We start from the raw sequence: 25,914 nt of genomic DNA, 5'->3' as shown, positions 1-25,914 counted from the left end.
GGCATCAGGAATGGATGAAATTCGCGAAGAAATTGAAAATCAAACGACGCAATTAGCGGATTTAGTTGCTAATCAACGTTTGGTAGAATTTAAGGAAGCCTTCCTAGAACTACACTCGTATGAGCAAGCCCAAATATACTATGATTTGGCACCTGAGACGCGTCACGTCGTTATTGGTATTTTAACGGATGATGAGTTAGCAGAAGTTTTCGATGCCTTAGAGGAAGAACCAGCCGCTATCAGCGAACTGCTGGAAGAAATGTCACCACGGCATGCCACGCATATCTTGAATAAAATGTTTACGGATAACGTGGCCGATATCTTAGGTGAGATGGACGCCGATGAGGTAGCGACATATCTGAGTTTAATGCCCAAAGACGATGCCAACGAATTAAGACAGCTGATTGAGTATGATGATGAGACTGCCGGGGCGTTGTTGGCGACTGAGTATTTGGCAATTGATCCCAACTACACGGTTGGTGAAGCGATGCAGTATGTCAAAAAAGAAGCCAATGAAGCCGAAACAATCTTTTATCTATACGTGGTAGATGAGGCCGAGCAGTTAGTCGGTGTCGTATCATTGCGAGATTTATTAACGCATCCAGATGCGTTGCCGATTACCGAAATTACCAATACACGGGTGATTGCGGCCCATCCTGCTGATGATCAAGAAGACGTTGCCATGACCATGCGGGATTATGATTTTATGGCGCTGCCAGTTACCGATCATGCGAATCATATGATTGGGATTATTACCATTGATGATATTGTGGACGTTATTGATGAAGAAGCCGCTAGTGATTACTCTGGTTTGGCCGGGGTTGACGTGGAGATTGTCGATATTAGCCCGCTTGCCGCTGCTAAAAAACGCTTGCCGTGGTTGATTGCGCTGTTATTTTTAGGAATGTCGACAGCTTCACTAATTTCACACTATGAAGCATTAGTTTCACAAGCTGCAATTTTAGCAGTGTTCATTTCACTAATTACTGGGACGGCTGGGAATGCTGGGACGCAATCACTGGCCGTCGCGGTAAGAAAGATTGCCTTAAACGAGGAAAATCCGCTGTGGAAGGTCATCTTGACTGAAATCACGATTGGATTACTGATTGGGGTGATTACTGGTGTGACGATTTTCTTGATTGTCGGATTCTGGAAAGCTAATTGGTTTTTGGGATTAGCAATCGGGATTTCGATGATGGCAGCTATCACCGTCGCGAATTTAGCTGGCTCATTGATTCCGATGGGGATGAATAAAATTGGTGTCGATCCCGCAGTTGCCTCGGGACCATTTATCTCAACCTTATCTGATTTGACGTCAGTATTAATTTATTTTTCAATTGCACAGATATTTCTTTCAAATTTCGTCAATCAACATTAAAATAGAGACATAAACAAAAAAGGGGAATAAGCAAATTGGTCGTAACACGTGAAAAATATAAAGTTAGACTATATCTGTCTGAGCTTTTTGGGCAGGAGATTGAAGTTACCGGAGTTTACCGCGTAATTGATAAGCAAAAGCGAATTTTGGTTGAAGATGTGCATGATCAAAATGGTCACTTCATCTCGACACATTTATGGTTAAAAACGAATCCCGAATTTTATCACCTATTAGTGGGGATGAAGTTACAACGGGGGTCAAAAATCCGCTTAAAGGGTTATGTCGGTACGTATAAGCGTAAGTTTAAAGATGATCATGGGCGCATGCGCACGACTAACTCAGATGAATACACATTAAAAAAGATAACATTATTAGCAAGTACCATCGATGAAAGTAATGAAACATTTGTAAAACCAGAAGAATTGTACTTCTACTCAGTAATCGCAGTTAATAATGGTGATGAATTTGAATTGGGTAAATTACAAAAATACGCAGATGCTAAAGGCTATGCCAAGCAAGCTAGCAAAAAAGGTAAAGTTAAGGTTCGTCCAAGTAATGGCGAATCGCGAATTAAATCATTAATTGGTCGTTTGACTAAAAAACACGGATAAAATTAGTAAAATTTTGCAATTATTAAAAATAAGTGATTTGAATAACCGCCGTAGCTAGTGCCGATATTGGTTAGCTGCGAGTAGAATTCAGTTGCTTTACACAAATGGCCCGGTTCCTACCTTAGTAAAGGAGAAACCGGGCCATTTTGGCTCTAATTCGTCTGACGTGGAATTGAATAAAACTTGGTCACTACGTGCCAGCAAATTACTTGACGCACCACGCTGGAAGCAACCTCCCAAGCCAGTCTGTGCTTATGCCTGCGAACCGGCAACGCAAAACATCCCAGCATTTTGTTTCACAAAATACTGAATCTAATCCTAACGCGATTAGATTAGCCTTGCAGGCTGGATGTCTGTCTTGTGAGGTTCAGATAAGCTGGGACTCTAGGGGATAAATCCCCAAGACTCCTCATCTCATCTTCAGCGGAAATATGTGCTTCACACATATTCCCCCAGTCGCGGTGTAAAGGCTGCGCCCGCCAAGCAATTTGCCGGCACTCCGTTAGTTAGTAGTAATTCTCAGACTAAAAAAACAGTCGTTGATTTTGTGATGTGCTCAAATAGTGCCTAAGGTATATTACGTGGTACATGAGTATTCTTAAAGCAATGTAGATATAAAAAATGAGAATTCCACGTCAGACGGAATTCTCATTTTTGGGAGTGTGACAAAAGGCGGAAAAGCACCTTTGATTGCACTCTTTTTTAAGCAATTATTTATCTTCAGTTAAAATGTCACGACGACGGCGATATTCGGCTTCATCGATTTTGCCTTTAGCAAACTGACGACGGAGGGTCGTTAAGGCTTCATCGGCGTCTGTTGCATCAGTGCTAGATTCGTCTTGACGTTGGTCGAGTTGGGTCCGCATTTCTTCAATGTGTTCAACGAGTGATTCACGTTGCGTCTGCATGTCAGCTAAGGCGACTTCATGCTCAGCGATTTCATCGTCAAGGGCTTCAAGATCGTCGTATAAACCTGATAAATCCTCATGCAATTCAGAAGTCGTTGAATTTTCATAGTTAGCAGCGGTTTCAGGGTCTTGGTTCGTCATATTGAATGGGAAACCAGGGATATTGATATCCTTAAGGGTATTCTTCAAATCGTCCTTAACGCCTGAGAGGGCATCTTGCAACTGCGTCTTGGTGTAGGTTGCGACTGCTGAACCAACAAAGCGACGCAAAGTTGGAAATTCAGTAATATCAGCAATTGTGTCGTCATATAAGTGGTTTTCAGCGTTAACCGCTTGGACAAAATCTTCTTGTGATAAATTCATGAAATCCAACAAAGCATCAAAATTTTCAAAGCGGGTTTTAGATTGGACGAAATCGTCATTCATGATTGAATCGCGTAAGTTGCCCTCGGGGTCAATGTGGATGCTACCGTGAGGGTTGAGGCCGTTTAAATTAAAAAGTGTCATATTAGTAAAATTTCCTTTCTTACTTGAGATTACTTGTATTATAACATTTACATTTGAAATTGATGTGAATGTATCATATTTATTCTAGCGTGGAATTTGGATATGTGTCTCAGATTGATTCCCACTACGAGGCCGGAACCAGTCTGGACACCGTGATGGAAGACAAGCATTTGAAGCCACAGTGCGGTCTTCAAATGTTTGCGAAGCTTGGTTCGCTAACGCGGTAACCATCTTCACAAATCCATAATCAGTAACGAAACCCGTTACTGATTATGCCATCACGGTGCGAGCTAAAGTCCAGACTGGTTCCAGCCTCTTCGTTAGTTTGCGTAGCATTCTGACTAGTAATATGCCGTAATCTTTGTCGCCGCAAGAAGTTTAGTGGCATCATGTATCTCATCGCATTTTATAAATCCCACGTCAGACGGAATAAAGCTCAAATATGTCGAGCCACTAAAAAAGGGATTGAATACATAATTGTACTCAATCCCGACCTGGTATTATTCACGTTAGACAACAAAATCACTTTCCTTTCTGGCACGAATATGTTTTGCCACTTCTTCGATTTCAATGTGTTCAATATGCATGGTAGCTGGCAATGGTGAAATTTTAATCACCGGTAAGCCGTATTGATCAATTAATGATAAATGAACGGAGTGAAAGTGCGTTTCACCAAGTTGGACGGCATTGGCAACTGCTGGGAATGCTTTGACGGCGACACTATCTGTCGTCGGTGGGTCCTCGGTCTGCGTCGGCAATGCCCAAAGAACAAAACCAAGGAAAAGCAAAGAAAGTGTGGCTACGATTGGCTGTTTCATGATAATCACCATCCTTTATTTGTGTGCGGGAATCATGACGGCTGTTAGCCAGTAGGTTGAACCAAAGACTTACAATTTGTAAATCTTTTTATGAAGTATAGATGGTCACATATCAAAATACTAGTAAAATTTACTCGTAAGTTAAAAGAGTTGTACTCCAAGGAAATTTTGAGTAATATTAATCCAAATGAGTCAAAAAAATAGGAGGTTTTGGAATTTGAAAGCAAAAGTTATCTTTGCCACAATTACTGGTAATAATGAAGATGTTGCCGATATTATTGTGGAAGGTTTTGAGGATCACGATGTTGAAGTTGATAAGGAAGAAATTTCGATTAGCGAAGTGGATGAACTAAGTGATTACGATATCGTCGTTCTCGTACCATACACTTATGATAAGGGTTCATTGCCTGAAGAAGGGATGGATTTCTTTGATGATCTAGAAACCGCTGATTTGAGTGGGGTGGTCTACGGTGTTGCGGGTTCTGGTGACACTTATTACGGCGATGATTTTGGCGTAGCCGTTGATAAATTCGATGCCACACTAGCTAAGACTAAGGCAACCAAAGGCGCTGAAAACGTAAAAATAAACCTGAGCCCAAATGCTAAAGATGTTGAAAAGTTAGATGCTTTTGTAATGGCGCTACTTGCAAAAGTTAATGGCTAAGTTTGGATTAAAGTAAAAACAAGGGCTAAATTTTTTCTAGCGTGGAATTTGGATATGTGTCTCAGATTGATTCCCACTACGAGGCTGGAACCAGTCTGGACACCGTGATGGAAGACAAGCATTTGAAGCCACAGTACGGTCTTCAAATGTTTGCGAAGCTTGGTTCGCTAACGCGGTAACCATCTTCACAAATCCATAGTCAGTAACGAAACCCGTTGCTGATTATGCCATCACGGTGCAAGCTAAAGTCCAGCCTGTTTCCAGCCTCTTCGTTAGTTTGCGTAGGCATTATGACTAGTAATATGCCGTAATCCTTGTCGCTGCAAGAAGTTTAGTGGCATCATACATCTCATCTCATATAAATTCCACGTCAGACGGAATAGAGCAAAAAAAAGTTTGGAATTATGTTCCAGTCGCAAAAAAATAACCCCGCTGCTAATTATCTCAATGATATGGCAGCGGGGCTATTTGGTGTGTGTTAAAAGCATACTACATTCGTTGACGCGCAAAGCTTTCGAGTTCAGCACTCATGACATAATCAACGTCAGCAAGTTCGTTTTCGTTAGCAGCGCCAACTAAGGCATATAATTCATGCAATTGTTTTTGCCAGATGATGATTTCATTGAGTAAGCCGTCTTGTTTATCGTTTAGGAGGGTGTGTAAGAAATGACCAGCCACGCCGACCATTTTAGCACCTAACACTTGTGCTTTCAAAATATCAAGCGGGTTTTGGATGCCACCAGTGGCTAAAATGTTGAGTGGCGTGTCGGCGAGCCGCGCTTCCAAGAGGGATTCAGTCGTTGTCTGACCCCAATCCAATAAATAGCTGTAGTCTTCATTATGGTTACGTTGATTTTCAATCGCCGCAAAATTAGTCCCGCCACGGCCACCAACGTTAACATATTTAACGCCAATTTCATTTAGCATCTGCAAAGTGGTTTGGCTCATGCCAAAGCCGACTTCTTTAACAATCACTGGGACGTTAACATTTGCGACGATATCAGCGATACTTTCTAGCCAATGAAAATTACGATCGCCTTCTGGCATAACGATTTCTTGAGCGGTATTGATGTGGACTTCTAAGGCGTTTGCGCCAATAAGGTCGATTACTTGTTGTGCATGTTGTGCGGGGTGACCAGCACCAATATTGGCAAGGATGAAGCCATCCGGATTTTCTTGGCGGACAACTTCAAACGATGCGCGCGCTGCTGGATCTTTTAGCGCAATTGATTCTGAGCCAACCGCCATCGCAATGCCCGTTTCTTTAGCCACTTGCGCGAGCTGTTGATTAATTTTGCCGGTTTTTTCTGAACCACCAGTCATTGCTTCAATGTAGAAAGGGGTATCAAGCTTAAAGTCTGGTAGCGTGGTAGCGATACTAACCTCATTGACTGCCAATTCAGGTAAGCCATTATGAATTAAACGAATATCATTAAAGTTTTCAACTAAACCGTTTTTACGCATTTGGACTTCAGCAATTGTTAAATGTTCATCTTTACGATGGGCATGGGCAGATTCCATTAGGCTTCCTCACTTTCTGGTGTTTCAGTAGTAATTGTGGTGGGCTCAGTGTAAGGGTGTAAATTAAGGGGAATAATACCAGCACTTTGCCATTGGGCTAAAATCTGGTCGCCATCAATATCACTATTAATAAGCGCAATCCCATTATCACCAAAGCCGGCACCGGAAGTTTTTGCTGCGCCACCAGCCGCTACGGTTATCTCAACCAATTGTTTCAACAGGTCAGTTTCAATCGTCATGTGGGCTTGTTCGCTTAAGCCAAGCAAGAACTCACGATTGAGGGCAATCCCCCGTTTGATTGCATCAAAGTCATTTGCCAGTAAACCATTCACTAGCATCGCGACTGAAGCTTGCGATGCCATGATGAAGTCGCGATAGGTATCTTTGCCGGCGACTTTGGCAACTTGATCGACTAATTTATCCGTTTTGGCAGGGGTACCAGTCCAGCCGACTAATAATTGAACGTTATTTGGGGTTGGTAAGGCTTGAATGTTTAATTCGGGCCAGTCTTGATCAACAAGAGTGGCGTCCAATAAATCATCGGTTTGGGCCATCAACCAATTACGGTCAGGTGAATTGTACGATAACCAACCAGTGTAGACACTAGTGGCAACATCCCCCAGGGAGCCATTTTTTTGGACGGCGTAATGAGCAAGTGCCGCTAACTTAAATTGGGCCATCGGTGGTAAGACAATCTGGTGAAAAGCCAAAATTGCTTTAACAATTGCGACCGAAACAGCTGCTGAGCTACCAAGACCAAATTTGTTACCGTTGTCGGCGGTTAACTGACTATCAATTACAAGGTGGAACGGTTGAAATTGCCAGTTGTGGATTTTGAAGTAATTGTAGGTGACTTTCAAAGCGGCCGCAATAAATTCCATGTCAGAATCAACGTGGATCATAATTTGGTCGTTCATGAAAGTCCAGTTGACGACGTGTTCAGGTAACTGGGTTGACATAATTTCGCCAAATTGGCTTTCTTGAATGTCCGCAAACACAAACCGGTCAACAGCCACAAGGACGGCTAACTGACCGGGTTCGACGACGGCATATTCACCACCAATATAGAGTTTTCCTGGTATTTTAATTTGCATAGAATATTCCTTAATTTAAAAAGCTGATGCCAGGACCGGGTTTAGCAACTTCGAGGGTGACAGTTGGGAAGACCGACTTGATTGCATTACTAATCGTTTCAGTGTCAGTACTTTGTGAAATGATTTTGACATTTGGTCCCGCATCCATGGTTGCGTAAGCGGGGATCCCTTGTTGTCGCAATTCCTGGACAATATTTAAAAGTTGAATGGTTGCGCCATTAAAGTATGTAAAACCTGGCTTTGCGCTCAAGTTAATCGCATGCATTTGGAGGGCGTTGTTTTCGGCGATTTCGCCAATCGTGGCAAAATCAGCGCGTTTAATGGCTTCTTTAATTGTTACGAGATCCTTAGCAGATTCAGTAACCCACGTTTTAAAAAATGGTGAAGTGCTTAGGGCATGTTGCATACCAGCACGGCTGCCAATTTTTTTCTCAGTGGCGTCAACGACAACCGTCAGCATCTGAATGTCCATAGTAACATTTTCTTGAAATGGTTGCGCGTACGAGTTGGCATCACTATCACCAGCAATCCATTCCGCAAAGCCCCCAAAAATTGAGCGAGTTGCGGATCCTGAACCACGGCGGGCTAAACGCGAAAGCTCAGTCCGCGATAATGCTAAACCAGCCGCATCACTTCCCGCAGCAGCCAGGGCAGCAAATGCGCTAGCCGATGAAGCTAAACCAGCCGCCGTTGGGACATGGTTGATACTAGTGATTTTTGCTGGGGTGTCAATGCTAGCCATGTTGCGAATAAGATCTAAAAATGCCGAAGTTTTCGTAGCCATTTTACCAGTAATCAGTTGGTTATTGAGTACTAATTGGTCACCGTTTAAATTGGCATCAAATTCGACCGTTGTATCCGTATAAAATTGGTCAAGGGTCAATGAGAGGCTATCATTAGTTGGGATAATCAATTCTTGGTTGGCTTTCCCCCAATATTTAATCAAAGCAATATTGGTGTGGGCCCGAGCGGTACTTTTATTTGTCATTGGTTAAATTACCTCGTATTTCATGCATCTGGATGACTAATTGGTTCCGCGAGATTATAAACTTGAATACTCAGTAGCTTCCGCTTGTGAGTCGGCGCTTAATGGGCTAATCCAGTATTCCTTGGCACCAGCTGCGATGAGGGCTTTAGCAATGCGCTTGGCATCATGCAAGTCTTTAGCTAAAGCAATGATGCTACCACCAATTCCTGAGCCAGTTAGTTTTGCACCCAAAGCCCCGTTTTTTAAAGCAGTTTTCACAAGCGTTTCCAAGTGAGGATGCGAGACCCCTAGGGCGTGCAAGTATCCATGGGCTTTATTCATAAGATCACCAAGTTGCTCAACATCGCCATCTTGGAGGGCTTGTTTAGCTTCGATGGCCGCTTGCCCCAGATTTGAGATCAAGCGCCGCGTGCTTGAAGGTTCTTCGTCAAAAAGGCGCCGCACTGAACTGACAGCAAGACCGGTTTGACCCATCACGCCGGTATCCGCAATTACAAGGTAACCGGGAATATCAATTTTAAAGGGCGTGAGTTCTTTATTTTTAATGAAAAAAATTGGATCTGATGAGCTTGTTGTCGCCGCATCAATCCCACTTGGCGAGCCGTGGGTAATTGATTCTTCGATATTGGCTAAATGCCGTAAAGTTTTAGTGTCTAATTTAGTTTCAAAGAGTTGGTAAAACGCACGAATAATCGCAATTGAAGTGGCCGCCGATGAGCCCATGCCACGTTCTTGTGGAATTTTACTGGCAAAGCGCAAGTCGAAGCCTAAGTCATTAGCGTTAAATTGCGTTAACAAACGCATGATTAATTGGCGGATACCTTCATAACTACCTGCTAAATCACGTAAAGTGCCTTCATAGTACTTACTATGAATCAATTGTTGTTGATCACTGCGCACGGTGATTGTCACGGTCATATCGATATTTTTTAAGGGTAGGGCAATGGCGGGTTCACCATAAACAACTGAATGTTCACCCATTAATATTGCTTTTGCATGGCTATGACCGATACCTTCATTTAACATAGAAATTTTCCTTCATCCTTGAACTAACGTTGTTACTGAGTCGTTCCAGCACGTAATTTAATAGTTCTTTTTATAAATAGCTAACCATTATCATACAGCATCTAGCAGGGACTGACCACATTTCGCACCGGTTTACCTGAACTTTTAACGAATATTTGATAAAATAGAAGACAGTAAGATAAAAATTGTACATATATTATAGAGCTGAGAGGAAAGTACGTGTTTGCAAAAGACCAAATATTTGCCGTTGTTGACATTGAAACAACCGGTACCAATAGCAAAGAAGGCGATCGCATTATGCAAATTGGTGCGGTATTTGTGCAGAACAATAAAATTGTGAACACATTTGCAACCAATATTAATCCAGAGCATCCGATTCCTGAAGCGGTGCAACGATTAACGGCGCTAACACCAGCAATGTTAGCAAGTGCGCCGGTTTTTGATGATGTGGCACTAACGCTTTGGCACCAATTACAAAATACGGTGTTTGTGGCGCATAATATTAATTTTGATTTGCCATTTTTGAATAGTGAATTTGAACGGATTGGTTTGGATCCATTAAACATTGCGGGGGTAGATACGGTCCCATTGGCGCAAATTTTGCTACCAAGCGCACCAGGGTATCGGTTAGCTGATTTGACGCAGTTGTTAGGGATTGAACACATTCATCCCCATCGAGCAGATTCGGATGCCCGCGCCACCGGAGAGCTGTTTATTAAGCTATTTAACTTAGCTAAACAATTACCGTTAGTGACTTTATTAGCGTTAAAGCAATTGCCAATTGAGCTACCCCGGCAAACGGCCGAAGTCATCGTGACGGCTTTAGATATCGTCGAACGGCATAATCCCGCTTTAGCGAGTGATTTGGTGATTGTTGATGGCTTGGCCTTACAAAAATTGCGCGATGATTTAGGCAAAAATGAAACACAGGTAAAGTTCCCAAGTACGAAAAAAGAAAAAACAAAACTTTATGGGAATCAATTAAGTTACCGGGGTGAACAAGCGAAGTTCATGAACGTAATTTATAACAATTTTACGCACGAAAATGCTAAGCCACTGTTGTTAGAAGCGCCAACTGGACTAGGTAAAAGCTTGGGGTATTTGTTACCGATGGCATATTTAGCGGGTGGTGAAGAACAAGTGGTAATTTCAACTGCGACGAAATTATTACAAAATCAGTTGGCTAATGTAATCACCGAGCAACTTGATGCGTTATTAACTTTTACACCAAGTGTGGTTGTGGTCAAAGGCCAACACCATTATCTTGATTTAGTGCGGTTTAAGCGCAGTTTAATGACTGATGATCAAAACTTTGCTTTACAATTCACGAAAATGCGGCTCTTAGTATGGTTAACGCAGACGACGACTGGGGATTTAGATGAACTCCAAATTGGCTCATTAAGTCCGGCTTTTCGTGATCAAATTACCCACCATTCAACGCGGGTTAATCAACAGTTTGGCGCCTATGATTTTTATTCACGGCTACAACATGCGCGTAAACACGCCCAATTTGTAATTGTAAACCATGCTTATTTAGCTAAACACGCAAATGAGTTTAAGAATGAACCGTATTTGGTGGTGGATGAAGCCCAACACTTACCTAGTGATGTGTTGCATGTTTCCCGAAAGCAATTGCGTTTCCGGTGGGTTTTAGGACAAGTCCACAACCTCGAAGTCTTAATTCAAAATAGCCATGGTCGTGATTTAACTGAGTTGTTTGATAATATCGCCGCAGGGCGTCGCGAATTGAATAGTTTGCGCGATAACCTCCGTCAGTTAAGCGATGGCATCAATCGGCTGCAAACGTTGTTATATCGTAGTTTCTTATTGAATGTGAAGCTCGCGCCAGTGCACGGTGTCTATGAACGGCGACTGACAAATGAGTCATTAGTGACTTTTTTGAGCCATCATGGTGAATTAATCAATGCATTAATCGCCAGCACAAATGAAATTCACCAACATTTTGGCAATTTACAACAAATTTTCAATGATGAAAGTGGGCGTTGGCTAGCAAATGACCGCGTTTTGCTGGCGGAATTTATTCGGGCGATGGTTGCTCTAGATGAAGGGATGGCGACGTTGATTGATTTACGTGGTCAATTAGCAGATTATCCGGAATCGTCAGTTTTTTGGTTATCCGAAGCAGTGCAAAACGATACCAGTAATTTGATTTTGAGCGGTGCCTTAATTACGACGAAGGATTATTTTACCCGCAATCTGTATCCGTACTTCAAGGTACCAGTTTTCGTAGGGGCAACTTTGTTTAGTTCAGCCCGGTCACAATATATCTATGATCAATTGAATTTAGATAAAAACATGGTCGCCACGAAGCGCTTTAAGGAAGTCTTTGATTATGCAAACCATGCCCAGTTATTAATTGCAAAGGATGCACCTAATCCAAGTGAAACCAATCACTTTTTGTACACGGATTATTTAGCGCGTCAGATTAGTGGTCTCTTGTTAGGAACACATAAAAAGGCGCTAATTCTGTTTAACTCGTTGCAAACAATTGAACAGGTCACCCACTTATTACAAGCGGACGAACGGTTGAATGAGTTCAATATTTTAGCACAAGGGGTCACTGGTACCCGGACAAAAGTCTTGCGGCGCTTTAAAGATGAAAATAATTCGGTATTACTTGGAACGAGCAGTTTCTGGGAAGGAATTGATTTGCCAGCCGAACAACTCGAATTGCTCGTGATAACCCGGTTGCCATTTGAGTCACCAGATTCGATTGTCGTGCGCGCCCAAAATGAATGGATGGAGCAACAAAAGCGTAATCCGTTCTTTAGCTTGGCGCTACCAAAAGCCATTTTACAATTGCGGCAGGGGATTGGACGGTTACTGCGATCACCAGACGATATTGGACTGGCAGTTATCTTAGATGCCCGAATTGTGACCAAGCAATATGGAAAAACGATGCAAAACGCATTGCCTAATGAGTTACCAGTTAGCGAAATTGCTAGTAGCGAGCTTGCCAAAAGCGCACGGAAATTCTTTGATGCTAATAAACCAACAGAATAGCAGTGGTTCAGTATTTAGAATGGCGCTATTCTGTCTGACGTGGGGTTGAACAAAATTGGTCACTACGTGCCGATAAATTACTTGGCGCACCACGCTGGAAGCAACCTCCCAAGCCAAAGTGCGGTCTTGGGAGGTTCGGATAAGCTGGGAGCCTAAGGAATAAATTCCTAAGACTCCTCATCTCATCCTCAGCGGTGACATGTGTTTCACACATATCACCCCAGTTGTGGTGTAAAGGCTGCGCCCGCCAAGCAATTTACCGCCACTCCGTTAGTTCGGAATAATGCTCAAACTAGTGAAAAGCAGGTCACAGTAGCATGAAAAAACCAACCCTGATAATAAAATCTCAGTAATTGGGTGATTGAAAAGTACAGAAACGACAAGCCCACAATAACGGCGCTATTTCGTCCGACGTGTAATTTATAAAATGTGATGAGATGTATGATTACCGCTAAACTTGCAGCGACCAGGATTACGGCATATTACTAGTCAGACTGCCTACTCGAACTAACGAAGAGGCTGGACTTTAGCTTGCGCCGTGATGGCATAATCATTAACGGGTTTCGTTATTGATTATGGATTTGTGAAGATGGTTACCGCGTTAGCGAACCAAGCTTCGCAAACATTTGAAGACCGCACTGTGGCTTCAAATGCTTGTCTTCCATCACGGTGTCCAGACTGTTTCCAGCCTCGTAGTGGGAATCAAGCTGAGACACATATCCAAATTCCATGCTAGAAAAAATTTAGCCATATATAATCGTATGTGAACTGTTTGTGAACATACGATTTTTTTAATGGGTATGCCTACCTGAAATAGGGTAAAATGATACAGACAGATGAATTGATGAAGTGTACGACAGCAATCGGTCAGAAGATGTTGTAAGTACGATAAGGGGTAAATAAATGGTAAAAAAACAACTTTTATTAATTGACGGGAATAGCTTGGCGTTCAGAGCATTTTTTGCAATGCATAACCAGCTCGATCGCATGATTAGCCATGATGGGCTCCATACTAATGCATTAGTCGCATTTAATAATTTTTTAGATACGATCGTTGATCCAATGCAACCAGATTATGCGCTCGTCGCTTGGGATGCTGGTAAGCGGACATTACGGACGGATAAGTATGATGATTATAAAGGTGGCCGTTCAAAGACGCCGCCTGAATTGTCAGAACAATTCCCATATTTACGGGAAATGGTTGAGTTACATGGGATTAAGTCGTATGAATTAGTCGATTATGAAGCTGATGATATTATTGGAACGTTGGCGCGCCAAGGTGAAGCTGACGGCATGCAAGTTACCATTATTACCGGTGATAAGGATTTAACGCAACTTGCAACCGAAAACACAACGGTGGTGGTCACAATCAAAGGCGTCACCGAAGTTGAGAATTACACGCCCGCACACGTGGCTGAGAAGTATGATGGGTTAACACCACACCAAATTATTGATATGAAGGCGTTAACCGGCGATACCGCGGATAACTATCCTGGGGTAACTAAAATTGGTCCAGTAACAGCAATTAAGTTATTGAATGAATGGGGTACCTTGGAAAATTTGTATGACCACGTTGACGAATTGAAGAAATCAAAAATGAAGGAAAATTTGATTAACGACAAGGAAAATGCCTTCATGTCGCAAGACTTGGCCACGATTCGGACGGAAGCACCGCTTGAAGTTGGAATTGATGATATCGCGTACAAAGGTCCGGATTATGAAGCGATTATTCCGTTTTATCAAAATTTAGACTTCAAGCAACAATTAGCCAAATTAAAATCCCAAGGTCATATGGAAACGACCAAAGAACCACAAAAAGTGCTTAAGTATACGGAAGTGACTGCCGATAATTTGGCAGAAATTAGCCAATTAAGCGGGGATGTGGCGGTTTATATTGAAACCCCAGCTGAAAATTATCATATTTCTGAGATGGTTGGTTTTGTAGTTGGTAATGCGGAACAAGGTTATTATGTTAGTCGTTCAGTTGAATTACTATTAATGCCCGCTTTCCGTGATTTGCTGGAAGATAACTTAATCAAAAAGAACGTCTTCAATGCCAAAGCAACTTATGTATTGTTGAATCGCTTAGGTATTACGTTGGCCGGCACGGATTTTGATTTACTATTGGCATCATATTTAGTCGATACTAATGAAAATAATAATGACCTTGGGGCACTAGCCCACGAGCATGAATTTTACGATGTAGAAACTGATGAAGAAGTTTATGGTAAAGGTGCCAAATACGCCATTCCCGCAGATGATAATATTTATTTTGAACACTTAGTTCACAAAGCCAATGCGATTGATTTATTACGTGAAAAAATCTTTAATCGCTTAAATGAGCATGAACAATTACCACTCTATAATGAAATTGAGTTACCATTAACGTTTGTTTTGGCAAAAATGGAAATTGCCGGAATTACGGTCGATACGCAACGCCTGCAAGAACAGGGCAGTAAGTTAGTTGAGCGCTTAAGCGAATTAGAGCAATCGATTTATCGCCAAGCCGGTGAAGAATTTAACATTCAATCACCAAAACAACTAGGTGAAGTGCTCTTTGAAAAAATGGGCTTACCAGTTATAAAAAAGACCAAAACAGGTTACTCTACCGCAGTCGATGTGTTAGAACAATTAGCCGCGCAAGCTCCGATTGTCGAAGCAATTCTTGAATATCGGCAAGTCGCTAAGCTCCAACAAACATATATTGATGGCTTGTTAAAGGTCGTGCATAGTACCGATTCAAAGGTGCACACCCGTTACCTGCAAACATTGACGCAAACTGGCCGGCTCTCATCAGTTGATCCTAACTTGCAAAATATTCCAGTTCGTTTAGAAGAAGGTCGCAAAATTCGGCAAGCCTTCGTGCCTAGCCATCCAGATTGGGAAATCTTTGGGGCTGACTACTCACAAATTGAACTGCGCGTGTTAGCACACATTACTGGGGATGAACATTTGCAAGCCGCCTTTCGTGATGATGAAGATATCCACGCGGCGACTGCCCGTCGTATTTTTGGCTTAACACCAGAACAAGAAGTCGATGGTTTGATGCGTCGTAAGGCGAAGGCGGTTAACTTTGGGATTGTCTATGGAATTTCTGATTATGGCTTAAGCCAGAGTATCGGGGTTTCGCGTAAAGAAGCTAAAGGCATTATTGATCGGTACTTTGAAGAATATCCTGGAGTAAAGGCGTGGACAGAAAACGTGATTACGGAAGCCAAAGCGAATGGCTATGTTGAAACGTTATCAAATCGGCGCCGTTACTTGCCAGAAATTAACTCGCGCAACTTTAATTTACGCGGATTTGCCGAACGAACGGCGATGAACACGCCAATTCAAGGATCAGCCGCAGATATTATTAAGATTGCCATGATCAAAATGGAAGCAGTTTTAGAAGCAGAGGGGCTAGAGACCACGATGCTATTACAAGTACACGATGAATTGATATTTGAAGCGCCTAAGGCTGAAATCGAAAAATTAACTACCTTGATTCCCAAAGTGATGGACTCAGCGGTTCAATTAGATGTACCATTGAAAGTCGAAAGTCACCATGGTTTAACATGGTACGATGCTAAGTAATTAGCGCATTTGTTAAGCTTGTTTAAGGCAAATAGTGGCAGCTAAATAAAAATATGTGTGAAGGGATGTGATGAGATGCCCGAATTACCTGAAGTTGAAACGGTGCGACGCGGCTTGCTCCGATTAGTAAAAGGAAAAACAATCCAAAGTGTTGATATTATTTGGCCAAAAACGATTGAAGGCGACAACGAAGCGGCTAAGTTAATCTTACGCGGGCGCACAATTGAAGATATTGAGCGGCGGGGAAAATTTTTGCTGTTTCGCTTGAGTGATAATCTGACGTTGGTTAGTCATTTACGCATGGAAGGCAAATACTACACAGTACCAGTTGATGAACCACTGGAAAAACACGTTTGTGTCGTCTTTCATTTAGATGAACAAATTGATTTATGGTATATGGACACCCGCAAATTTGGGCGGATGCAGTTAGTTAAAACCGGAACGGAAACGGAATTAGTACCGGGAATTCGTAAGATGGGGCCAGAACCAACGGATGCTGATTTAACAGTTGCCTACTTACAACAAATTATGGCTAAAAGTCGTAAAATCATTAAACCATTTTTGTTGGATCAAAGTAATCTGGCGGGTTTGGGGAATATTTACGTCGATGAAGTATTGTGGCAAACAAAAATTCATCCGGAGCAACCCGTTGATACGGTGACATTGGCGGAAATTACGGCTCTACGACGTAACATTATTGATGAATTAGCGCGCGCGACAGAACACCATGGAACGACGGTCCACTCATATACAAATGCTTTTGGCGAGGCGGGTTCATTTCAAAATGAATTACAAGCGTATGGCCGTGCTGGCGAACCGTGCATGCGATGTGGCACGCCGTTGGTGAAAATCAAGGTCGCCCAGCGTGGCACAACGTATTGTCCAAAGTGCCAAGTCATTCACGAATAATGGCATAGGTGGATGTTAACGTCCTTTTTACATGTAATAAAGGGAGCAGATATGATAATCATTGGATTAACCGGCGGAATTGCTAGTGGTAAATCGACAGTTAGTAATTATTTACGTGAAAAAGGTTTAACCATTATTGATGCGGATATTGTCGCACGTGAAGTGGTTGAACCTGGGCAACCGGCCTTAGCTGAAATTGTCACCACGTTTGGTCCGGCGGTATTGCATGCGGATAATACATTAAATCGGCAGGCATTGGGAGCCATTGTTTTTGGCCACCAAACTGATTTGGATAAATTAAATGCAATAATTCAGCCATTTATCCATCAAAGAATTGAAAAGTTAGAAGCTCAATATCGCGCGGCAGGTGCGAAGGTAATTGTGCTTGATGCACCAGTCTTGATTGAAGCGGGCTACCGCGATAATGTTGATTTGTTAGTCGTAGTTAACGTGACGAGCGAGTTACAACTGCAAAGGCTAATGCAGCGAGATGCTTTGGATAGCGCGGCCGCCAAACAACGAATTCAATCGCAATTGGCGCTAGCGGAAAAAGTTAAGTTGGCGGATGTGGTGATTGATAATTCACAGTCAATTGCGGCGACTAAACGTCAAATTGATGAATTATTAACCCGTTTGGATACTTTGGCATAGTCAGTATAGGTGGATTGTGCTAAGATAGTAGAATATATTTGAAGTAAAAATGGAGGATTTGCGTCATGGCGAAACGCGGCATGCTCATCGTGCTCTCCGGCCCTTCTGGGGTTGGTAAAGGAACAGTACGTAAGGCAATTTTTGATCAAGGTGGCAACGATTTTGTATATTCAGTCTCAATGACTACGCGCTCACCACGGGTAGGCGAAGAAAATGGGGTTGATTACCATTTTGTTACCAAGACTGAATTTGAAGAAGAAATTGCGAATGGCGGTATGCTTGAATACGCCCAATACGTTGATAACTACTATGGCACACCTATTAAGTACATCAACAAAACATTGGACGAAGGTCATGATGTGTTCTTGGAAATTGAAGTCCAAGGAGCCATGCAAGTTCGCGAAAAGATGCCAACCGGTGTGTACATCTTTTTGACGCCCCCAGATTTAAAAGAATTAAAGAACCGACTTGTTGGTCGGGGAACTGATTCTGCGGAAGTTATCGAAAAACGGATCGAAACGGCCATCTCTGAAATCAAGATGATGGAAAATTACGATTACGCAGTCGTTAACGATGAAGTAGAATTGGCAGTTGAACGAATTAAAGATATTATTCGCGCTGAACGCTTACGGGTTGTGCGCGTAATGCCAGAATACAACGAAATGATTGGAGACTTAGGAAAATGATTTTATACCCATCAGTAGACAAATTACTTGAAAACGTGGATTCACGTTACAAATTGATTTCATTAGCATCAAAGCGCGCTCACGAACTTGAAGCAGGTGCCGCACCTACCCAAGAACATTTCGATTCAGTGAAGACGATTGGTCAAGCACTTGAAGAAATTGAAGCTGGCGATGTAATCATCGAACCTGGTACTGATGCAATTGCAGAAGCTGCCAAGGCAAGCAAAGCTAAGTAAGAATAGCAAAAGCAAAAAGGAGCTAGGACAAAAAATCGTCTTAGCTCCTTTTACTTTGAATAATGACTCTATTTATTTTAGCGTGGAATAAAATTGACCACTCCGTTAGTTGGGAATAATGCTCAGACTAGCGAAAACAGTTATCAACCACAGGCTGCAGTAGTATGAACAAACATTGACAATAGAACCTCAGTAATTCGATGGTTGAAAAGGCCAGAAACGACAATTCCACGTTAGAAAAACTATAGCCATTGTCGTTGGCAATAGTAGCGATTAGATAACTAAAGCTAATTTTTCACTTGCGCGGGCAGTAATAGCAACGAGCGGTTGATATGTAATCATTGATAAGTTTGCGAGCGCTGTGTCCACGTATTCAGCAGCCAATCGTGAAATGATGTGATTTGGTTGTTCGTATGTGGAAAATTTGCCAACTTGGGTGCCTCGCATGATTTGTGTGCCATCTGAACTTGTGAGGGCCAAACCGGTCATAGTGGGCACTTCATTGTTGTGGCTTTGTTGCCAGACCGTGATGCTTTCAAGGTAAGTACCAGCTTCAAGTAGCATGATTGAGCTAGATGGCGTTTCGACACCAAAATGTTCAATCTGGTTATTTTCGTAATTAATTGTTAAGCCAACAATGGCATCGGTTGTAAAAATTTCGATGCTTTTGATTGGTGAGATGATATCGTTAGAATTTTGCATAATGCTAATCACTCCTTGTGTCTTAAAGTTTAATCAGGATGAAAATTAAGGCATAGATTAAGTATCGCATACTTATTGGTGTAAATAAGGGGTGATTTATGAGCAATATGTGAATAAATTACGAATATCACATTTAGAATCTTAAGAAGTGTTAAACCACTAAGTCTTAGGTACGATTTCTTGGTATTATAAAAGATAAGAATATAAAACATGGGGAGCAAATTATGGCTACTGAAGAATACTTGGCAACAGAACAACCAACAGTCCATCCCGAACTGGTTGGAAAATTAGATGCAAAAATTAGTTACCTGGAAACTTTAAAAGAGGCGCTACAAAATCATGATGATCGCCTAGTTTATGAATTACTAAAGAGCGCCCACTACAACAAATTAATCCGTGGCATTCATGCTGATGGCAACGCCGATTTAGCAGAAATGGTTTACAATATCCATCCTGAATTGAGCCATTTCTTAGCCCAAAAATTAATCGATTATCTGTCAGTTGAATTTCCGTTCTTTTACTACAAAGAAAATGAAAAAGGTGTGTTTGAAATCTTCTTTGGTAACTGGTGGGATCGGCGGAAGTTTGGCTTGCTTGATGCATTGGATTTGCAATTCATTTTTGATGAAGTTGAATATGGTAAGCTCAGCAAGTCAGTTACCTTAGCAGCAGAAGGGCTACGTTATAATTCAAGTAATATTGAAGATGTTACCCGAGCTAACGAAGCCTTGCAAAAATTAATTGATAACCAAAATGTCCGAGATAATGAAAAAGCGCGTTTACGAACTGAAATTGATGAAGCCAACAATACCCGTGGTGGCTTGTTTAATGGCGGTAAGGCCAAAGAACAACGTGAAGAATTAGTTAAGAAATTAACTAAATTACAAGATGAAGATGAAAAAGCGAACCGCGCGCACGACATCATTTCACAAAATAATGACGAAATCCTCTTCTACTCAAAAGAAGATACAATTTTGATGTATGAACAAAAGAGTATTAATGATCAGTTTGGTAGTTTTGCTAACTTTGAAGAACGGACGCGGACATTGTATCAAGATTACATTCAATACTTGATCAATGCACAAGCAGAGGGGGAAGCATACAATGGCTAATGAAAAAGAAAATTTGCCAGGCGGCATTTCACCAAGCTTGAGTTTGGTTGGATACAACGAAGAAATTAAGCAAGGCTTGCAAAATGGGATTATTTTCACGCAATGGGTTGACCAATTACTTGTAACGCAAAGTCCTGTTGAATTGTTGCAAGCGGCTAATACGTTGTTTACATTTAAGCTAGACACGAACATGATCACATTTCCACACCAGTACAACATGAGTGACTGGTACCTCTTGTTCATGACACGTTTATTGGAAATTCACAATATTGATAAGTTCAGCCTTGCTAGCGCGCAAGATCACGAAGAACTTGGTTTGTTCCTTGAAGGGGCTGACACGTTGGCGCGTTTCCAATTTACAATTGTCAACGACGGTAACGGGGGTGCTTTCTTTACGGAAGTTGATTCTGGTAACCGTTTGTTCTACTTGAACTTAGAACGCAAGCAATTGTTCTTTAATAGCCGTGATATTACTAATTTGTTTATTGTGAAACTACGTAAGCAAGCGAGTGCGGCTAAATTGATGACCGCCGTGCATACCTTAATGGAGTTTGCCCAATTCCTTGAATCAGACTTTGGATTCATGGTGGACTACAATATTCTGGAAATCACTAACGGCTATCACTATGAGGTTACGGCACCTGAACTCGCAGCTGGCGTCTTGGATAAGTTGTTTGTGCTTTCAGCTGAGTCTGATTACATCATGCAAAATGCCAAGCGCGGTATCGGCGCTCACATGGCCTTACATGATGGGACGATGATTGATATTATGCAAACTCATGCAGCGACCGGTCGTGATGAATGGCATCTTGAAGTTACCGATGACAACAATTTACTTTCATGGTTAGATATCTTAATGGACTATGACTTCATTCGGGCATGGTATTTACGTGATCGTAAACAATTGGAAATTATGTCTAATCCGTTAATTTTTGGAATGGATAATTTGGCACCAGATCAACCAACTGAAGTTGAGGATGAAGGAATTGCCACGGTTGAAACGACAAAGCCAACAACGGCTGCCGCGACAGTGAATGTTGAAGTTCTTATGCCTAGTGTAGGGAGTGATGACAATGCTTGATTTAACAGAATTACTCCGCTTATCACGCAAGCTTAACCAAGATATTGCATATGTTAAGCAGATTCATCAAAAGCCAGCTGATTTACGTAATACTGTCTATGTTGCGCTTGATGTTGAATTAGCTGAAATTGCCAATACAGCTGAATGGTTCAAAACGTGGAAAACACATAAAGGTAAAGCACAAGCAGACATGACGCTCGCGGAAACTTTACTGGAAGAATATGTTGACGCGATGGACATGTTTTTATGGTTGGCGTTGACGGAGCAATGGACACATTTGGTTGTTCTCGAAGAAGATGAATTGCAAAAGATCGCCCGGATGCCAAAGCGTGATTTGAACGCGCATTATATTGGTATCAAGACGATGTTGTGGAGCGCATATCATCGTAAGAACCAACAAGATTACGCACATGCGTGGCATTCATTCATAAAATTAGGTCTTGTCGAATTAGGGTTCACTGAAGATGAGATTCAAACTGCTTTTGTGAAGAAAAACGAAAAAAACGAAGCGCGTTTAGCAGCAGACTATTAAAAAATAGTGTAATTTCTTTGCAATGGATTAAGGCTGAAACAACGGTATTTTGCAACATGCAATTAATTTGTTTTGCTGTGGTTTGGTATATACAAAATTCCAGCCAGATAAACATTTAATGCGAATCATGCCGTGCTTTTTTCTTAAAGGGAATTCTGTTGCCACAAATTAATAAGCCTGATTTCGACCTTATGATAAGGAGAAATCAGGCTTATTTTGGCTATTTTTTTCTATCGTGGGATTTGGATACGTGTCTCAGATTGAATCCCACTACGAGGCTGGAACCAGTCTGGACACCGTGATGGAAGACAAGCATTTGAAGCCACAGTGCGGTCTTCAAATGTTTGCGAAGCTTGGTTCGCTAACGCGGTAACCATCTTCACAAATCCATAATCAGTAACGAAACCCGTTACTGATTATGCCATCACGGTGCGAGCTAAAGTCCAGCCTGTTTCCAGCCTCTTCGTTAGTTTGAGTAGGCAGTCTGACTAGTAATATGCCATAATCCTTGTCGCTGCAAGTTTAGCGGTAATCAATAATTTCACGCTTATCTAGCGGAGTGACTGAAAATCACATTGTGCTTCCATTTCGGTGCACAATGTGATTTTCAGTCACGCAGTGGCATCATACATCACATCACATCACATCTTATTCAATTCCATGTCAAACGGAATAGGGCCAAATTATTTTGCAAAGACGACGCGATTAATTGTTTCTGTGATACATGTTTGTAAGGTGATGCGTTCACCGGGGGCTTCGAGAATTTGGTAGTCTTCATTCTTTTTAGTTCTAACATCAAGACCCCAATCATACATGTCAATGACTTTGGTAACGTGATACACGCGCTTGTGATCTTTTTTATCGACGACCGTAATGGCATCGCCTTTCTTCAAGTGCATAACCGGACTAAAGACCCCAGGGTTGTGCCCAATAAAGTGAGTGGTCTTGCCATCAGTTGTTGAGCCAGAACCAAACCATGCACCAACTTCATCAGCGGGGGCCGCTTTGGCACTGTGGTCAAGTTTCCATGGGATTACGTGACCTTTGATGGTGATTGTATCTTTGCGTTTTTTTGTTACGGCGCGGGCACTACGTTCTTCATCGTTTGTCCGTGCACGGGAAACTACGTGGGCCATGTATTTATTGTTGTATGATGCGCTAACGTGTTTTCCCTTAGGTTTTTGGTAGTGATTGCGAGCCGCTGTGCGTGTGATTGGTACATCAATCTCTTCTGTTTGGGTCGAAGTAGCTTGCTTTGTTACAGGGGTGCTAGAAGACTGCGCAGCAACTTGGGAACTTGAAGAACTGGGAGCAGTTTTTTTAATTGACGAACTTGATTGTGAGGTTGCTTGTTTTTGTTCAGGTTGTTTGTTAGTGGCTTGCGATTGACCGCAGCTAATTAGGAGACCAACTGCGATTATTGGTACTAGCAATAGTCGTTTTTTCATGACAAATCCCTCCATGTTTTTATTAATTAGCGATAACTGTCTCATATTTCCCCAAATATTATATGTAAGCGCTTACTATGTATTTTAATTATATCGTATTTTTTGTGAAAAAGCTGTGAATATATCTTGTGAAGGGCGCTATATCGGTAATTTTTCATGAAAAAGCCATGTTATTCAGTCTGAAAATAACAACGATCGGTAAAATTATGGTAAGCTTATTAATAAATTTAGTGCACGAAAAGTGCGGATAAGAAGGAGTCAGATTTATGACACGTAAAGTTACAGTTCTGGGCAGTTTGAATGCAGATGCAATTTTGCATATTCCCCGTTTACCAAAGCAAGGCGAAACGATGGCGATGCACGACGCTACAACCGCTCCTGGTGGTAAGGGTGCCAACCAAGCCGTTGCAGCCGCACGAATGGGCGCATTGACCCAATTTGTCGGTGCAATTGGTGAAGACCAAAATGGTATTATGATGTTTGAAGCAATGGCCGATAACAAAGTTAACACAACCCATATCAAAAAGATGACCGAAACTGGTACCGGTGCTGCTTACATCATGCTCGAAGACGATGGTAGTAACACTATCTTAATTCACGGTGGTGCTAATCAAGCGTTGACTGTTGCAGATATTGAAACTGCCAGTGAAGCCATCACATCAGCAGACGTATTAGTTGCTCAATTTGAAACACCACTTGATGTTACAGCTAAAGCATTTGAATTAGCTAAACAAAATGGGGTCTTTACAATTTTGAATCCTGCACCAGCGCACAAGGGAATTCCAGCTGAATTATTAGGTTTGACTGATTTGATTATTCCTAATGAAACTGAAGCCGAAATTATTACGGGAATTGAAGTGACTGACGATGCTTCAATGGAAGCCAACGCCCGTAAGTTCCGCGAACTTGGTGTACCTAACTTGATTATCACAGTTGGTGCTCGTGGAGCTTACTACAGTACTGTTAATGGTGCTGGCTTCGTTGACGCTTTCAAAGTTAATGCGGTTGATACAACGGCTGCTGGTGATACCTTCATTGGTACGTTGTCATCACAACTTGAACTTGATTTGAGTAACATTGTTGAAGCAATCCGTTTCTCAAACCGCGCTTCATCAATTACGGTTCAAGGTGCAGGTGCATTACCATCAATTCCAAATTACGATCAAGTTAAAGCAGCTTTTGAAAATTAATTTGTAAATAACAAAAAGCACTTATTCTGCCATTGTCGGCGTGAATAAGTGCTTTTTTACTGTGCTCGAGATAGCCGCAATTTCCGCGATACGTGTCATCTTTGGCGGTTACATTGAAAAATAGAATTCAATAATGGTGACGTAGGTATCAATCATTTTTTCAAATTGTTCCAAGTCGACATATTCATCGACCATATGTGCTTGACTCCAAGGCCCAGGTCCCATGACAACGACGTCGAATTTATGGGGGCTTAAGACGAATTCAGAGGCATCAGTGGCACCATGAATTACTGAAAGGGTAGCTGGTTCATTGAAAATGTGACCGTAAGCTTGTTGGGCCACTTGAACTAATTTGGCATCGGTAGCAGTGGCCACGGGCCAAAAACTATGATCAACCGTGAATTCTAAATGGACACCAGGTTCCTGATTAAGCGCTGCAATTGCTGCGGTAATGCGTTCAGTTACTTGATCATTGTTGAAAGTTGGTACCGGCCGAATATTGCCACGCAATGTCGCTTGGGCGGGAATGTTATTGATTTGTTCACCGCTGTGGAGCATCGTCACTGAATGAACTACTGGTCCTAAATCAGGGTGAGGTAGGGCAGCAGTAAAAAGTTGGGGTTCAATATTGAGATATTTAACGACATTGGTCAACGCATTGATACCGAGTTCCGGCATTGAAGAGTGCACTTGTTTACCGACGGATTCGATAGTGTAATTATATGAACCATTATGCGCATAGACGATTTGACCATCAGTTGGTTCACCAACAATCATTGCGTCGATGTCATCAACATATCCCAGTTCAGTTAGTTGATGTGAACCTTGGGCACCATTTTCTTCGCCAATCGTGAAAATTAACCGAACACGCCCACTTAATGAGGCCGCATTTTCGTGTAATTTGATAAAGGCAAAGAGCATCGCCACTAAACCGGATTTCATGTCGGCAGTCCCACGACCATACATTTTGTTAGCTACAATTTCGCCACCAAACGGATTATGTTCCCAAGTAGTAATATCACCGGTCAAGACTGTATCCATATGACCAGTGAGGGCGATAACGGGTTGGCTATTTTGGGAGCCAATTTCTGCGATTAAGTTACTTCGACCAGGGGCGTATTCGATTATTTGGCTTTCGATGTGATGCTCGGCCAATTTATCTGCAATTGCCTGGGCAATCAGTGCCTCATGATCATTGGCAGTATTAATGCGAATTAATTCTTGTAAGAAACTAGTTGCTGCATCCATTTTA

The 25,914-nt window shown here is 42.0% G+C and carries 22 protein-coding genes; 13 read left to right on the top strand and 9 right to left on the bottom strand.

All coding sequences use genetic code 11. From position 1 onward, the window contains the following. Positions 1-10: 10 nt before the first annotated feature. Positions 11-1,378, top strand: a complete 1,368-nt coding sequence (gene mgtE, locus EQG49_RS01900; protein ID WP_133362383.1) for a magnesium transporter — start codon at positions 11-13, stop codon at positions 1,376-1,378. Between the two features lie 35 nt (positions 1,379-1,413). Beyond that, positions 1,414-1,989 (top strand): hypothetical protein, encoded by a 576-nt coding sequence (locus EQG49_RS01895; protein WP_133362382.1) that lies wholly within the window; start codon positions 1,414-1,416, stop codon positions 1,987-1,989. Positions 1,990-2,699: 710 nt separating this feature from the next. Here the strand turns inward: EQG49_RS01895 and EQG49_RS01890 are convergent. Together EQG49_RS01890 and EQG49_RS01885 are read right to left on the bottom strand one after the other, a co-directional pair. Next, the gene (locus EQG49_RS01890; protein ID WP_133362381.1) at positions 2,700-3,404 is read right to left on the bottom strand and encodes a hypothetical protein; all 705 of its coding nucleotides are present in this window, start codon (positions 3,402-3,404) and stop codon (positions 2,700-2,702) included. A 509-nt stretch (positions 3,405-3,913) separates the two neighbouring features. Then, entirely contained in the window at positions 3,914-4,222 is a 309-nt protein-coding gene (locus EQG49_RS01885) for a hypothetical protein (protein WP_133362380.1), read from the bottom strand. Between the two features lie 217 nt (positions 4,223-4,439). Here EQG49_RS01885 and EQG49_RS01880 point away from each other — a divergent pair, with 217 nt between their 5' ends. Then, the gene (locus EQG49_RS01880; RefSeq protein WP_133362379.1) at positions 4,440-4,886 is read left to right on the top strand and encodes a flavodoxin; all 447 of its coding nucleotides are present in this window, start codon (positions 4,440-4,442) and stop codon (positions 4,884-4,886) included. Between the two features lie 489 nt (positions 4,887-5,375). Here the strand turns inward: EQG49_RS01880 and fni are convergent, their stop codons facing one another. The 4 genes from fni to mvk are packed head-to-tail and all read right to left on the bottom strand — an operon-like array spanning position 5,376 to position 9,515. Continuing rightward, positions 5,376-6,407: a type 2 isopentenyl-diphosphate Delta-isomerase gene (gene fni / locus EQG49_RS01875; protein WP_133362378.1), complete on the bottom strand. Its 1,032-nt coding sequence runs from the start codon at positions 6,405-6,407 to the stop codon at positions 5,376-5,378. Beyond that, entirely contained in the window at positions 6,407-7,501 is a 1,095-nt protein-coding gene (locus EQG49_RS01870; protein WP_133362377.1) for a phosphomevalonate kinase, read from the bottom strand. Before EQG49_RS01870 ends, fni begins: the two co-directional genes overlap by 1 nt. Before the next feature lie 10 nt (positions 7,502-7,511). Further along, positions 7,512-8,489, bottom strand: a complete 978-nt coding sequence (gene mvaD, locus EQG49_RS01865) for a diphosphomevalonate decarboxylase (protein WP_133362376.1) — start codon at positions 8,487-8,489, stop codon at positions 7,512-7,514. A 54-nt stretch (positions 8,490-8,543) separates the two neighbouring features. Beyond that, entirely contained in the window at positions 8,544-9,515 is a 972-nt protein-coding gene (gene mvk / locus EQG49_RS01860) for a mevalonate kinase (protein WP_133362375.1), read from the bottom strand. Between the two features lie 219 nt (positions 9,516-9,734). On the opposite strand from mvk, the gene EQG49_RS01855 reads away from it, so the two are divergent. The 6 genes from EQG49_RS01855 to rpoZ all read left to right on the top strand — a co-directional run bounded on the left by EQG49_RS01855 (position 9,735) and on the right by rpoZ (position 18,597). Next, the gene (locus tag EQG49_RS01855; protein ID WP_165964723.1) at positions 9,735-12,539 is read left to right on the top strand and encodes a helicase C-terminal domain-containing protein; all 2,805 of its coding nucleotides are present in this window, start codon (positions 9,735-9,737) and stop codon (positions 12,537-12,539) included. Positions 12,540-13,442: 903 nt separating this feature from the next. Then, on the top strand, positions 13,443-16,115 hold the full coding sequence (gene polA / locus EQG49_RS01850; RefSeq protein ID WP_133362373.1) for a DNA polymerase I: 2,673 nt from the start codon (positions 13,443-13,445) through the stop codon (positions 16,113-16,115). 75 nt (positions 16,116-16,190) lie between these two features. Beyond that, positions 16,191-17,024, top strand: a complete 834-nt coding sequence (mutM, locus tag EQG49_RS01845) for a DNA-formamidopyrimidine glycosylase (RefSeq protein ID WP_133362372.1) — start codon at positions 16,191-16,193, stop codon at positions 17,022-17,024. Positions 17,025-17,075: 51 nt separating this feature from the next. Further along, positions 17,076-17,675, top strand: a complete 600-nt coding sequence (gene coaE, locus EQG49_RS01840) for a dephospho-CoA kinase (RefSeq protein ID WP_133362371.1) — start codon at positions 17,076-17,078, stop codon at positions 17,673-17,675. Positions 17,676-17,740: 65 nt separating this feature from the next. Then, the gene (gene gmk / locus EQG49_RS01835) at positions 17,741-18,361 is read left to right on the top strand and encodes a guanylate kinase (RefSeq protein ID WP_133362370.1); all 621 of its coding nucleotides are present in this window, start codon (positions 17,741-17,743) and stop codon (positions 18,359-18,361) included. Next, positions 18,358-18,597: a DNA-directed RNA polymerase subunit omega gene (gene rpoZ / locus EQG49_RS01830; RefSeq protein WP_133362369.1), complete on the top strand. Its 240-nt coding sequence runs from the start codon at positions 18,358-18,360 to the stop codon at positions 18,595-18,597. The genes gmk and rpoZ overlap by 4 nt, the downstream gene beginning before the upstream one ends. A gap of 273 nt (positions 18,598-18,870) precedes the next feature. Here rpoZ and EQG49_RS01825 read toward each other — a convergent pair whose 3' ends face one another. After that, a complete protein-coding gene (locus EQG49_RS01825) occupies positions 18,871-19,299 on the bottom strand; it encodes a hypothetical protein (RefSeq protein WP_133362368.1) in 429 nt (142 codons plus the stop codon). 224 nt (positions 19,300-19,523) lie between these two features. Between EQG49_RS01825 and EQG49_RS01820 the strand changes: the two genes are divergently transcribed. From EQG49_RS01820 to EQG49_RS01810, 3 genes are read left to right on the top strand one after another with little or no spacing between them, the layout of a single operon-like run. After that, complete coding sequence (locus tag EQG49_RS01820) at positions 19,524-20,411, top strand: hypothetical protein (RefSeq protein ID WP_133362367.1); 888 nt, start codon at positions 19,524-19,526, stop codon at positions 20,409-20,411. Then, positions 20,404-21,492, top strand: a complete 1,089-nt coding sequence (locus tag EQG49_RS01815; protein ID WP_133362366.1) for a hypothetical protein — start codon at positions 20,404-20,406, stop codon at positions 21,490-21,492. Before EQG49_RS01820 ends, EQG49_RS01815 begins: the two co-directional genes overlap by 8 nt. Further along, a complete protein-coding gene (locus EQG49_RS01810) occupies positions 21,485-22,024 on the top strand; it encodes a dUTP diphosphatase (RefSeq protein ID WP_133362365.1) in 540 nt (179 codons plus the stop codon). The genes EQG49_RS01815 and EQG49_RS01810 overlap by 8 nt, the downstream gene beginning before the upstream one ends. 683 nt (positions 22,025-22,707) lie before the next feature. Here EQG49_RS01810 and EQG49_RS01805 read toward each other — a convergent pair. After that, the gene (locus tag EQG49_RS01805) at positions 22,708-23,472 is read right to left on the bottom strand and encodes a sortase domain-containing protein (RefSeq protein ID WP_165964722.1); all 765 of its coding nucleotides are present in this window, start codon (positions 23,470-23,472) and stop codon (positions 22,708-22,710) included. Positions 23,473-23,738: 266 nt separating this feature from the next. Between EQG49_RS01805 and rbsK the strand changes: the two genes are divergently transcribed. Then, positions 23,739-24,662 (top strand): ribokinase, encoded by a 924-nt coding sequence (gene rbsK, locus EQG49_RS01800; RefSeq protein ID WP_133362363.1) that lies wholly within the window; start codon positions 23,739-23,741, stop codon positions 24,660-24,662. 108 nt (positions 24,663-24,770) lie between these two features. Here the strand turns inward: rbsK and EQG49_RS01795 are convergent, their stop codons facing one another. Further along, a complete protein-coding gene (locus EQG49_RS01795; protein WP_133362362.1) occupies positions 24,771-25,910 on the bottom strand; it encodes an ArgE/DapE family deacylase in 1,140 nt (379 codons plus the stop codon). Positions 25,911-25,914: the final 4 nt, after the last annotated feature.

Origin of the sequence: Periweissella cryptocerci, assembly GCF_004358325.1 — a bacterium.
Lineage (GTDB): Bacteria > Bacillota > Bacilli > Lactobacillales > Lactobacillaceae > Periweissella > Periweissella cryptocerci.
This window is presented reverse-complemented; position numbering and strand designations above follow the sequence as displayed.

Coding starts and splice junctions, on each gene's coding strand:
- mgtE (WP_133362383.1), top strand. CDS start 11: ATGGATGAAATTCGCGAAGAAATTGAAAATCAAACGACGCAATTAGCG.
- EQG49_RS01890 (WP_133362381.1), bottom strand. CDS start 3,404: ATGACACTTTTTAATTTAAACGGCCTCAACCCTCACGGTAGCATCCAC.
- EQG49_RS01885 (WP_133362380.1), bottom strand. CDS start 4,222: ATGAAACAGCCAATCGTAGCCACACTTTCTTTGCTTTTCCTTGGTTTT.
- fni (WP_133362378.1), bottom strand. CDS start 6,407: ATGGAATCTGCCCATGCCCATCGTAAAGATGAACATTTAACAATTGCT.
- EQG49_RS01870 (WP_133362377.1), bottom strand. CDS start 7,501: ATGCAAATTAAAATACCAGGAAAACTCTATATTGGTGGTGAATATGCC.
- mvaD (WP_133362376.1), bottom strand. CDS start 8,489: ATGACAAATAAAAGTACCGCTCGGGCCCACACCAATATTGCTTTGATT.
- mvk (WP_133362375.1), bottom strand. CDS start 9,515: ATGTTAAATGAAGGTATCGGTCATAGCCATGCAAAAGCAATATTAATG.
- polA (WP_133362373.1), top strand. CDS start 13,443: ATGGTAAAAAAACAACTTTTATTAATTGACGGGAATAGCTTGGCGTTC.
- mutM (WP_133362372.1), top strand. CDS start 16,191: ATGCCCGAATTACCTGAAGTTGAAACGGTGCGACGCGGCTTGCTCCGA.
- coaE (WP_133362371.1), top strand. CDS start 17,076: ATGATAATCATTGGATTAACCGGCGGAATTGCTAGTGGTAAATCGACA.
- gmk (WP_133362370.1), top strand. CDS start 17,741: ATGGCGAAACGCGGCATGCTCATCGTGCTCTCCGGCCCTTCTGGGGTT.
- rpoZ (WP_133362369.1), top strand. CDS start 18,358: ATGATTTTATACCCATCAGTAGACAAATTACTTGAAAACGTGGATTCA.
- EQG49_RS01825 (WP_133362368.1), bottom strand. CDS start 19,299: ATGCAAAATTCTAACGATATCATCTCACCAATCAAAAGCATCGAAATT.
- EQG49_RS01820 (WP_133362367.1), top strand. CDS start 19,524: ATGGCTACTGAAGAATACTTGGCAACAGAACAACCAACAGTCCATCCC.
- EQG49_RS01815 (WP_133362366.1), top strand. CDS start 20,404: ATGGCTAATGAAAAAGAAAATTTGCCAGGCGGCATTTCACCAAGCTTG.
- EQG49_RS01810 (WP_133362365.1), top strand. CDS start 21,485: ATGCTTGATTTAACAGAATTACTCCGCTTATCACGCAAGCTTAACCAA.
- EQG49_RS01805 (WP_165964722.1), bottom strand. CDS start 23,472: ATGAAAAAACGACTATTGCTAGTACCAATAATCGCAGTTGGTCTCCTA.
- rbsK (WP_133362363.1), top strand. CDS start 23,739: ATGACACGTAAAGTTACAGTTCTGGGCAGTTTGAATGCAGATGCAATT.
- EQG49_RS01795 (WP_133362362.1), bottom strand. CDS start 25,910: ATGGATGCAGCAACTAGTTTCTTACAAGAATTAATTCGCATTAATACT.